Here is an 11,202-nt window from a genome sequence, read left to right as displayed (position 1 = left end):
CATCACCATTATTCGAGTGCTAATACTGTGCGAATTTTTTCCCAGCTCACATATTTAAAATTCTGCGGCGCTTCCGGCATCACTTTATGACCATCCTGCACCACCAACATACCTTCGCCAAAAGCACCACCGAGATTGGCATGGGTAACTTCAAGGCCGTCCGTTTCCGACACACCATCAATGCCACGCTCTGCATCCAGATCCACTCTAATCACACCGCGCGTTTTATAGGGCGCTGTTGCATCCAGAATCACATAGCTATTGTTGCCTTGACTGGATACTACAAGATAGTTTTTATTCTTACCTTGATAGATGCCCATGCCTTCCACATCGGCAACCAACACATCACCGGCACGCAATACCAATTCCACTTGTGTGCCCGCGTTTGGCTCAGCGCCAATTGTCCACACAGCTTCGTCTTCTTCACCGACGAATAAGCGCTGATTTTTATCGTCAGCTACACAACCTTCCGGTTGGCTCTTTACAAAAAAACTGCGTACTTTCTTTCCTTGCCAGACATGAGAATTTTTATCTTGTTGATCAATCACAGCACTTAATTGAATTTGCTGAAACTCACCGCTTTTTCCATTGGGAATCGCATAGGTAACTCCGCTGGCATCTTGATACAAACAAAAACCATAAATTTCCTTAAGATCCGTTGGGACACTGCCAGAAAAACGTAATTTCCCGTTTTTAGGATCAATCGTGTAAATCGCTAAACTGTTGTCATCGCGATTGGTAGCTACGGCAATATCGACAACTTCTTTACCCAATCGCACTCCATAACGGACATCCACATTATTTAATTTGCCCGTATTGAAATGCTGCACTTCGCGCCCATGCATATCGTACACGAATAAACCTTGCTGTTTGTTGGTGCCAATCACCAGACTTTTTTGTGGGCGTTTTTTATTGACCCAAATCGCGGGATCATCTGCCGCATCACCAAATCTCGCCATAACCTGGGTCTGCACATCGGGCGTGACGCTCACTATGGCGTGAGCTGATTTTTTCTGCGGCGCGACCATCCAAGGCAAGGATAAAAAATGATTCCCGGTTTTTTCATCGCCGACTACCAGTGCAAGTGAATTTTTGTCAGGAGCACCGACAGCTGCTTTAACTACTTCCGGCTCATCGGTATTGGGGAGATCAACTAACTGCTGCTGTTTGAATTTACTTTCTTTGGTGCTGTAGAGCGCAAGTTGTTTTTCTTCTGCCACCGCAGCAACGAAACCTTGTGGAATTACTACCAGTGATTCCACACTGCCGGATAATGAACCGAAAGGTTTTTGCAAATCGACCGCGACACGGCCGGGAGCCGATTCTTCTGATGCACCCTGCGCCCAAATACCAATACCTTCTTCTGCAATAAACAATAAATCCTGTTCATCATCGACCGCGCAGGATTTACTGTTGGGTGCGATAGGTAAACGGCGCAGCAGTTTTGCATTCGCCGTGCCTTTTGCATCTACGACCAACCAATGCTCCGCCGTGCCGCGCTCATCCAATAGATATAAAGAAAGATGGTTATTTACGCGGCTGAGGCACAAGTTCTCGATTTTAAATTCCGGCGTGGGCAGACGCAGCAATTCGCGCAACTTTCCCGATTCAGGATCAAGCGCAACCAGCCCCGGTTGTTGTTCCGGCAAAAATACCGTGGCCGCGACCAATTCGGATGATATTGTTTTTCCAGATTGCAATTGCACTGGGTAACGCCAATCCAAAAGTTCTGCCGGCAGTTTGAGTTGCGCGAGAGATTTACCGCTGGCATCGAGCCAGTCAATGTTATCGCCCAGCGCCAAAAAAGTAGATTGGTGCTGCAGCAAGGTGGGCAGAGGCGCGATCACCCCATCTTTTAATGATGGTGGCGGACTAGCATCTGCAATAACTGACGAACAAAAACCTGTCAACAAACAGGCAAGCAAGGATTTACGCAAACTGATCATAATCAAGACCTTTTTATAAAATGGCTCCAGCAGGAGCCATTCAGACTACAAATACACACTTAATCAAAACTTAAAACTGCATAAAGGTAATGCCGAGTTTGTAAGTGGCACCGTAGCTTTCGTATTGCGCATTGTATTGGGTATCTTTCACGTAGGAATAATAAACTTCATCGGTCAAGTTCAGCGCTTCAAAATGCAGCTTGATAGATTCGGTCAAATAATAACGCAGTGAAAAATCCAGCTGCATTTGATCATCGACATAAGCATCATAATCCGCTTCCATCGGTTCTAACACTTCCAACAAATAATTGGATTTGTAATTAGCTGACAAACGCATGCTAATTTTGTCTGACTCATAACCGATCATAAAGTTAGCTGAAGTATCGGATTGGCTGGGCATGGGAATATCGCGCGCAACAAACTCACCATCGTCATAACCGCCAATTTCTGCAGTCGAATCAACAAAGGTCGCATTACCGCCAATTAACAGGCCATCCCAAGGTGACGGCAAACTGGTGAACTGTTTGGATGCAGCCAATTCGAGCCCCAGAATATCTGCTTTATCGCCATTAACAAAGGTTACCGATTTATCAAAATCTTCGTAGCCCGCTGTGCCGCCCAAATCGGTTTGATAAACAAAATTATCGATAGCTTTGTAAAACGCAAACGCAGAAATAACGCTGGCTACACCAGGGTAATGCTCAATACCAAAATCGATATTGCTGGATTCCAGTGATTTCAAACCCGGGTTGCCAAATTCCGCTTCAATATCGCCATCATCCTCTTCAATTAAACGACCGGGCGACAACTGTGCAAAACCGGGGCGCACCACTGAATTAGTCCAGGCTGCACGCACTTGGGTTTTATCGCTGATACTGTAGCGGATATGCAATGCTGGTAAAAAATAATCATCGGAATTCTCAAACGATTGCGCATTTAATTCTTCGTTCTCGCCATCATATGAATTGCCCTGCGCGGTAAAATCGGTATTTTCATAACGTACACCAGTCAGGATACGCCAGTCGTTAATATCCACGCGCCCCATCACGTAGGCAGCACTGGTATCTTCAGTAATCAGATAATCACCGATACTGCTTTCCACTTCGTCTTCTTCAGCATCTTCGATGGCGGATTTCACCTGTGCGGCATTAATGGTGCTGCCAAACTGACCCATTTGATAATCCACTTCACTGCCAGAAAATTCAGTGAGCGACGTATCGCCAGTAAAATCTTCGGCAATCCAGATATCAACATCATTGTCTTTTTCACGCTCAGCGTGTTTGACACCGAACTTCAATTGCGCTGAATTACCTGCTAATTCGAGATCGCGCGTAAAATCCATATTGATCGCAGTGCTCTCATCATTGGTGTTGGTGCTACCCAATTCCACTTCGTCCAATTTATAGCTGGCGGATTGATAATATTCAGCCGGAGCGAAAATCAATATCTTGCCAGTATTGGTGTAGGAAAGATCGAAAGTTTCATCAGCAATAACATCGTCATCTATTTTAAACACGGCACCGGCGACATTTTGCGGTTCATCTTCACTGGATTTGCTGTAGGCCACACGATAATCCACGGTCCACTTATCCAAACGGGTTTGACCGCCCAAAGAAGTCGAGAGAATTTTTTGTGTTTCAGTGCGGTCTTTTAATTCGCGCTGCACTTCAGCCGAACCTCCTTCACCTTCGGCAAGCGCATCTTCAAACTCAATGACATTCGCCAAGCGAATTTCTGAATCGGTATATTCGCTGTAAAGATTGCGCCAATATAAATCCGTGTCATCACTTGGCTTGTAATCCAGATTTAAGGTCACACCTGAACGTTCACGAGTGATGCGGTAATCGCGCTGTTCCATTTCTTCCAAGCGCGCTTCGCCATCTTCAAAATCCCATGCACCGCCAGTTTCGACGTTATCGGAACCGAATTCGCGCTTGAACGAACTTACCCCAAATGCAACACCGAGATTATTTTCGTCGCCACCGAGACTAAATTGGTTGCTCGCAGTCGCTGCCACTTTTGGGCTAGTCTCTTCGGTATTTTCATCGTAACTGCCTTCAGCAGTGAGTTGATAAAAGAAACCATCACGATCAAACGCTGACAAACTTTGTACATCAATGCTGCCGCCGAGTGAATTGGCATCCATATCCGGCGTTAAACTTTTGGTCACGGTTAAGTTTTCCAACAAATCCGATGGAATTACATCCAGTGCAACTGCGCGACGATCCGCATCCGGCCCCGGCACGCCCACACCATTAATAGTCACTGCGTTGTAATCCGGCCCCATTCCGCGTACGCGCACATAACGGCCTTCGCCTTGATCGCGCTCAATCGATAAACCCGGCAAACGCTGCAAGGATTCGGAAACGTTTGTATCGGGAAATTGGCCAATCGCATCCGCTGATACCGCAGTGAGAATATTGTCGGCGCTGCGCTGTTTATTCAGCGATTTGTTAATGCCTGCCGCTTGCCCAATCACGATGACATTTTCAACCAGACCGGATACACCCACTAATTGAAAATTTTCGCGTGTGGTTTGTTGATCCTGTACAACCACCGAACGCTTAATATCATCCGCACCGATATAACTGGTGACCAAAGTGTAATTACCCGCCTTCACATCCAAAAACACAAAACGCCCATCGCGTTGACTTACTGCTTCGCGATTTAATTCCAGGATACGAATTTTTGCTCCCTGTAATGCAATACCTTGCTCAGTAGCTTTAATTTGCCCTTCAATGCGGCCGTCAGCCAGAACAGTCCCGGCAAGGCCAGCAACCACTACCGCCAACGCCGTCTTAACAAAATTTTTGTTTTTGGATATGGATACAGTTTTTTTCACAGTGTGCTCCCCGATCTTTTTTAAAAGACTCGATAGTTAAAACGCCAAGAGATTTAGACGACGCCAAACTAGGGGGAATAAATGACACTTCTGTGACGAGCAGGCTCTGCAGCCAACAAATAGGCTGAGCTGATTTGCCTCCCTGCAACTAATCGAGCGATTTTTTTTGATAAAACCAACATTCATAAAACTGTCATATTGATCTGTTATCGGTGCAGCACTTTTATCCCAATGGGTTGCGAGCCGTTATGTTGAAACACCATAAATGGAAACTGTTTTTTGTCGGCATGGGCGCCAATGTGGCTTTGATCGCCAGCCTTGCCGTCGCCGATTTAAAAGTATTGGCCGAGATAAATTGGCTTGATGTACTCAGTGAGGGTGGAGCCGCGATGCTCGCGCTGGTATGGTTGGGATTGATTTTGCATAGTCGCCCCGCCGGACGCGTCACGCAATATTTAAGTTTGGGATTAAGCGGAATTTTTTTGGCAGGCTTTCAGGATCTACTTGATGAATTTATTCGTTTCCCTGAAGCGACTCGCTGGGATCATTGGATAGAATCGGGCTGTATGCCAATTGGCTTGGTGTTGCTCACACTCGGTATTTTCCACTGGCATAAAGAGCAACTCAGCATTAATGAACAGTTGCGCAAACGTGAACGATTGTTTCGCGAACACCGCAGCCTGGATTTCACTACCAATTTGAGCGGAGCCGATTATTTACGCAAGCAACTACTACAGGCGCTGCCTGAACATCGCCATTCAGAAAAATTGCTGGCGCTATTGTTTATTGATGTCGATAACTTTCGCGAAATCAATCGTCGCTACGGCCATCAACAGGGCGATCACTTATTGCAGTCACTGAGCGAATTGATCTTATTAAATATTCGCCGCGGGGATGTATTGTGCCGTTATGCGGGTGATAGGTTTGCCTTGATATTGCCCAATACCGGACGAGCAGTAGCAGAAAATCTTGCCAGCGAAATTGCTACTGCAGTGCAACATTTGGCCTACAAACCCCAGAATCAGGATGAAAGTTTATTTCATTCGGTTAGTATAGGTATTGCACTCTCCAGCAGTGATGCAACAACGACCGACTCGGTAGAAACATTGATTGAGCGCGCCAATCGGGCACTGCTGCACGCCAAAGAAAAACGTCGCACTACACTACAGTGTGCAGCGTGATGAACAGCATGCACAATACAGTCAATGAATCCGCTGGCGTTGTGGGTCATTACTATCACCCAGCACCCTACTTTGAAATTGATACGCCGTTTATTCCTGGCCATGAGTGGCCACTCGCGCTTATTGATATGGCGCTAAGCCGTGGTGTGGAAGAATATAAATTGTTGCGCGGCACCGGAATTTTTCGCGAAGACATCGCAAATAAAAATAGCCAACTAGCGCCGCAGCAGTGTTTCCAGCTGATCAACAATATGCAAAAGCAGATTCACAGCAATGAACTGGGCTTTTTATTAGGGCATGAATTTTTTTCTTCACCGGATAACCCTGCAATCGCAGCGCTCACCCAGGTCGCCAACTTACAGGCAGCAATCGATAGGTTAATTGAACACCAAACACAGCTTATGCCACTGCTCAATTTACGCGTATGTTATGAACACGATCGTCTGGTCATATACGGACAAGATGCCTGCGGAGCCGAGAAGGCTATGCCCTTTTTACTCGAAATGATGTTCACCGCATTCAGTTCACTGTCGCGCTGGCAGAATGGAGAAAATTTACCCTGGCAATTTTATTTTACCCACAGCAAACCCCATTACATTGAACAATATGAAGTTCATCTAAACAATCATGTGCAATTTTCCAGTCAAGCGAATGCCATGGCGATTGCGCGCGATTATTTACACCGCCCATGGAACAATCGTTGTGTATCAAGGATTACAGATGCTTTTGCAATTGCTAATGTGCCCTCACAATCAATGCCTTTGCAGCGGGGATTTTTAAGCGAGCTGTATCATTACCTGCATCATAATATCCAGCACAACCCTAACCTTGAGCAAACGGCCGATGCCTTTGGTATGAGCAGCGCCAGCCTCAAACGCAAACTGAAAAAACACCATAGCCATTTTCAGGAACAATACGATCTGGTGCGCAAAGATCTTGCGCTCTATTGGTTGCATCAAGCAGGCTGGAGTAAAGACCAAGTGGCACAGGCACTTCACTTCTACGACGTTGCCAATTTGCGCCGCGCATTTAAAAAATGGACCGGTGGCCTATCGGCCAGCCGCTAACCTGACAACCTATCGAAAACAACAAAACTCCTTCACGAATGGCAAATCCCGGCATTCGGTCTATGATCAAAAGTGGTAGTTGATATCCCCTCATGCCCTTGCATGATTGAGGGCAACAACAAACTCCCCTCTTAACGCTTACAAATCCTTTCAAAAAAGATCTTTACAATGACAGACCAAAAACAATGCCGCCCCACGGGCTGTGAAGAATGCACCAATGGCGAAGGTTTGGACTTTGAATTCACTATGGCTTTCCAACCCATAGTAAACGCGCGCACTCACAGCATATATGCGCATGAAGCACTCGTGCGTGGATTAAACAACGAAGGCGCCGGAACCATTTTTGCGCATGTAAATGACGCTAATCGCTATCGTTTTGACCAAGCCTGCCGCACTACAGCGATCAAGTTGGCCGCTGAATTGGGTATGCAATCGCTGCTCAGTATTAACTTTATGCCCAATGCAGTTTATCGCCCTGAATTGTGTATTCGCACCACGCTTGCGGCGGCTGAAAAATACGGTTTTCCTATCGAGCAAATTATTTTTGAAATCACGGAAAGTGAAAAAGTCGATGACCTTGCGCACCTGCGTAATATTGTTGACTACTATCGCCAACGCGGCTTTAAAACCGCCATTGATGATTTTGGTGCAGGCTATGCAGGTTTGAATCTGCTTGCTGAAATTCAAACCGATATTATGAAACTGGATATGGCCTTGCTGCGTGATATCGACAAACGCCGCTCAAGCCAAATTATCGTGCGCGGCATCATTCAAGTTTGTAACGAACTGGGAATGACGGTTGTAGCAGAAGGTATAGAGACATACGAAGAATTTGCCGCGTTGCAAGATATGGGCGTTGAATTGTTCCAGGGATATTATTTTGCTCGCCCCTCGTTTCAATCACTGGCAACAATAACGGAAGAATGCTTTTTGACAAGATAGTGTCCTAAAACAACAACAGCCAATGTCGATCACTTAGTTAGTGCTTGCGCGCTGAAAATACTGATTGGGTGTCACTCCAAAATTGCGTTTGAACATCGCCGAAAATGCGCTGGGGCTGGCGTAGCCGAGAAAACTGGCGATGCGTGCAATACTCTCGCCGCGCCCCAAACGGCAGAGCGCTTCGGCGAGTTGGACTTGCTGCACCCACTGGTGATATTTCAAACCAGTTTCTTTGGGAAACAACCGGATAAGCGTGCGCGTACTTGCGCCCGCCATAGCGGCGAGATCATCAATGGTGTGACTGACACCGGGTGAGTTCATCACAAATTGGCAAACCGTTTGTAAGCGTCGATCCTGAGGCCAGGGGATTTCTACCGCTTGGGTTGCAGCGCGATTAATCTCCATCAAAATTAACGCCACCAGATGTTCGCCGCGCCCCGGAATAGGATATTCCGCCGGCTCCTGCAGCAACCCCAAAATCAGTTCGCGCAGCAAACCCGAGACCGAAATTGCGCGGCACTCTGTGCCGAGCGAAAGCGGAATATCGGCGCTCACATAAAGCGTGCGCATTTGCAGGTCGCTCATCATAAATGAATGATGCTCAACGTTCGGCGGCACCCAGAGCGCGCGGTGCGATGGAATTGTCCACACACTATTCGGCGTTAACACCCGCATTACCCCTTCAACGGCATAGAGCAACTGCGCACGCGGATGGGTGTGCGGGGGAATTTCATCTCCATTTTTGTAATGCCCACCCCACGCCACAATCGGGCGCGGTACATGTTGCAACTCTTCCGGACTGCGAGGCAGAAGTTTACTCATAACGGCTCCAAATAAGCGTTGACCAAATTGTCACTTATTCGACAGTTTATGTCATATCTGCTTTTTTCGTTATTTTATACTGTGCGACTGCATTTACTGTTTACGCCCCGCCCCGGAGATACCCACAGCCATGAGCAAGATGGAACCCATTCCAAACCAAACTCTCACGCCCACCGAATTTGATCCCACCAAAACGATTTTGCCGGTCGTGGGAGCGGTGAGTTTTGTGCACTTGCTGAATGATTTAATCCAGGCAATTTTGCCCTCGATCTACCCCATGCTGAAAACCAATTACGAGTTGAGTTTTACGCAGATCGGGATGATCACCCTCGCCTTTCAAATGACCGCCTCACTCCTGCAACCAGGCATTGGGCTCTATACCGACAAACATCCCAAACCCTATTTATTGCCAACCGGAATGCTATTTACCTTGTGCGGATTAGTGATGCTGGCGCTGGCCGATAGTTTTACCTGGCTGTTAATTGCATCGGCCATGATTGGTTTGGGTTCATCAACATTCCACCCGGAAGCATCGCGCGTTGCGCGCATGGCATCGGGCGGGCGTTTTGGCTTCGCACAATCCTTTTTTCAGGTGGGTGGCAATGCTGGGTCTGCATTCGGGCCACTGTTGGCAGCGGCAATTATTCTTCCGCAAGGGCAAGGTGCGATTGGTTGGTTCACGCTCTTTGCGATTCTCGGTTTCAGCGTTTTATTTGGCGTAAGCCGCTGGACAATCCGTTCACGAGCTTCACTTAAAAGCGTCAAAAAACATCCACATTTTGCGCACTTAACTCGCAAGCAAGTTATAGGCGCACTCGTGGTATTAGCGCTGCTGGTATTCTCCAAATACATTTACATGGCCGCGTTTACCAACTACTACACCTTTTATTTGATCGAAAAATTTTCAACCTCAGTCGCCAATGCACAATTGTTTTTATTTTTGTTTCTCGCTGCCGTTGCAGTAGGGACATTTGCAGGTGGCCCGATTGGCGATAAGGTGGGGCGCAAAGCAGTAATCTGGATTTCCATTCTCGGCGCGGCGCCTTTCACCCTGCTATTCCCCTACTGCAATTTGTTTTGGACAGCAGTATTGTCGGTCGTGATTGGCTTGGTTTTATCCTCAGCATTTTCCGCCATTGTGGTGCTCGCACAGGAATTGGTGCCCAGTAAAATAGGTATGATTTCCGGTGTGTTTTTTGGATTGATGTTTGGGATTAGCGGTATAGCGGCGGCGGGATTGGGCGCGATTGCTGATGCGACTTCGATTGAAAATATGTTTAATTACTGCGCGTTTTTGCCATTGTTGGGAATCATCACTATTTTATTGCCTGCGATGAAACGGGATTAAATATTTTCGAAAAATATAACTGCCCGGGCTGGCTTGATTGGCCAACCCGCTGTATTCTAAATATAGGTTGCGATGAACAGGGACACGTTCAAAAGTGTTTGTAAACTTACCTCTGATTCAATCCAGATTTTTAAATTCTTTTTATTAAGGGCAGCTAACGGCTAATTGCGGACATTCTGCATCTGCTGTTCGTCGGTAACTCGGTCGCCTAAAGCTGTGATAAACGGATAATACTGTTAAGCCTGATTGTTTTTTGAAAATGCACCAAATAGATTTTCCACCTTTGACTGGGCCTCGCTTTTTTCACCAGACCCAAAGTACTCGTGAAACAGTATAAATTTATATGCTAATTGATTTACAGGGTCTAATTTTGTAGTTGCTGCCTCATGGTTAAGGTTGTGAGCGTTAAGGATCTCTATGTACGATAGAGCTTCATTACCCAATCCTAAATATTTATTGCACATGGAATAAAAGCACTCTAAAAGATCAATGTATAGATCTTGTGCGGCAAGAGGTACTTGCTGTACTGCGTTAAAAGAATGCAGTATTCGATAAATGATTATTGGCTCATGCCACGAACAGCTAATAACTTTTCTAAGTTGAAATAACAAATTCCTAAATTCTTCGGGTAAATAGATTGATAACGAAGACAAATTAGAAACTATTTTTTTGTCTTGTTCTAGCCTTATATCCTCAAAATCTTCAGGCAAACCTCCTTTGTTTATAATGTAGCTAATATAAGAGTTAAACATCATTTTATGCTCAGATAGTGAGGCGTTCATTCCTTCAAGCAAAGGCAGCACCCTTTCAAGCTTGATCTTCTCAAACTCTGCTTGTTTTAAAGCCAAGTCCTTTTGTAATTGAAGTGACAGACCAACTTCTTGCTTTTGCATTTCTAGTTTATTTTTAAACCAAGCTTCAACAAATGATTTGATGACAAATTTCCAAAGCAGATATGCAACAAGAACAAATGTTGCCCATTCACCCAAATGCAGATTCCTTATAATTTCTAACACGTTACCTCCTTATGCTTAACGAAACTGTAGAAAAACGC

The 11,202-nt window shown here is 46.0% G+C and carries 8 protein-coding genes; 4 read left to right on the top strand and 4 right to left on the bottom strand.

Annotation, left to right across the window (positions count from 1 at the left end):
* Window positions 1-8 precede the first annotated feature (8 nt).
* Window positions 9-1,946: a phytase gene (locus B4E62_RS07575; RefSeq protein WP_331351648.1), complete on the bottom strand. Its 1,938-nt coding sequence runs from the start codon at window positions 1,944-1,946 to the stop codon at window positions 9-11.
* Between the two features lie 70 nt (window positions 1,947-2,016).
* Window positions 2,017-4,788, bottom strand: a complete 2,772-nt coding sequence (locus B4E62_RS07570) for a TonB-dependent receptor (RefSeq protein WP_331351647.1) — start codon at window positions 4,786-4,788, stop codon at window positions 2,017-2,019.
* Window positions 4,789-5,036: 248 nt separating this feature from the next.
* On the opposite strand from B4E62_RS07570, the gene B4E62_RS07565 reads away from it, so the two are divergent.
* From B4E62_RS07565 to B4E62_RS07555, 3 genes are all read left to right on the top strand, one after another.
* A complete protein-coding gene (locus B4E62_RS07565; protein ID WP_331351646.1) occupies window positions 5,037-5,969 on the top strand; it encodes a GGDEF domain-containing protein in 933 nt (310 codons plus the stop codon).
* A gap of 8 nt (window positions 5,970-5,977) precedes the next feature.
* Window positions 5,978-7,036: an AraC family transcriptional regulator ligand-binding domain-containing protein gene (locus B4E62_RS07560; RefSeq protein ID WP_331351645.1), complete on the top strand. Its 1,059-nt coding sequence runs from the start codon at window positions 5,978-5,980 to the stop codon at window positions 7,034-7,036.
* A gap of 168 nt (window positions 7,037-7,204) precedes the next feature.
* Entirely contained in the window at window positions 7,205-7,978 is a 774-nt protein-coding gene (locus B4E62_RS07555) for an EAL domain-containing protein (protein WP_331351644.1), read from the top strand.
* 33 nt (window positions 7,979-8,011) lie between these two features.
* On the opposite strand, the gene B4E62_RS07550 is transcribed toward B4E62_RS07555, so the two are convergent.
* Window positions 8,012-8,800 carry a helix-turn-helix transcriptional regulator gene (locus tag B4E62_RS07550; RefSeq protein ID WP_331351643.1) on the bottom strand — a complete coding sequence of 263 codons (789 nt, stop codon included), beginning with the start codon at window positions 8,798-8,800 and terminating at the stop codon, window positions 8,012-8,014.
* A gap of 130 nt (window positions 8,801-8,930) precedes the next feature.
* On the opposite strand from B4E62_RS07550, the gene B4E62_RS07545 reads away from it, so the two are divergent.
* Window positions 8,931-10,148 carry an MFS transporter gene (locus B4E62_RS07545; protein WP_331351642.1) on the top strand — a complete coding sequence of 406 codons (1,218 nt, stop codon included), beginning with the start codon at window positions 8,931-8,933 and terminating at the stop codon, window positions 10,146-10,148.
* A gap of 236 nt (window positions 10,149-10,384) precedes the next feature.
* On the opposite strand, the gene B4E62_RS07540 is transcribed toward B4E62_RS07545, so the two are convergent.
* Window positions 10,385-11,164, bottom strand: a complete 780-nt coding sequence (locus tag B4E62_RS07540) for a hypothetical protein (protein ID WP_331351641.1) — start codon at window positions 11,162-11,164, stop codon at window positions 10,385-10,387.
* Between the last annotated feature and the right edge of the window lie 38 nt (window positions 11,165-11,202).

It is taken from the genome of Cellvibrio sp. UBA7671 (assembly GCA_002483145.1).
GTDB lineage: Bacteria > Pseudomonadota > Gammaproteobacteria > Pseudomonadales > Cellvibrionaceae > Cellvibrio > Cellvibrio fibrivorans.
Note: the sequence above shows the minus strand (reverse complement) of the source record. Positions and strands in the feature narration are given on the sequence as shown.

What these genes read in the sequence shown, in the direction of transcription:
- B4E62_RS07575 (WP_331351648.1), bottom strand. Translation starts at nt 1,946, where the DNA reads ATGATCAGTTTGCGTAAATCCTTGCTTGCCTGTTTGTTGACAGGTTTT.
- B4E62_RS07565 (WP_331351646.1), top strand. Translation starts at nt 5,037, where the DNA reads ATGTTGAAACACCATAAATGGAAACTGTTTTTTGTCGGCATGGGCGCC.
- B4E62_RS07560 (WP_331351645.1), top strand. Translation starts at nt 5,978, where the DNA reads ATGCACAATACAGTCAATGAATCCGCTGGCGTTGTGGGTCATTACTAT.
- B4E62_RS07555 (WP_331351644.1), top strand. Translation starts at nt 7,205, where the DNA reads ATGACAGACCAAAAACAATGCCGCCCCACGGGCTGTGAAGAATGCACC.
- B4E62_RS07550 (WP_331351643.1), bottom strand. Translation starts at nt 8,800, where the DNA reads ATGAGTAAACTTCTGCCTCGCAGTCCGGAAGAGTTGCAACATGTACCG.
- B4E62_RS07545 (WP_331351642.1), top strand. Translation starts at nt 8,931, where the DNA reads ATGAGCAAGATGGAACCCATTCCAAACCAAACTCTCACGCCCACCGAA.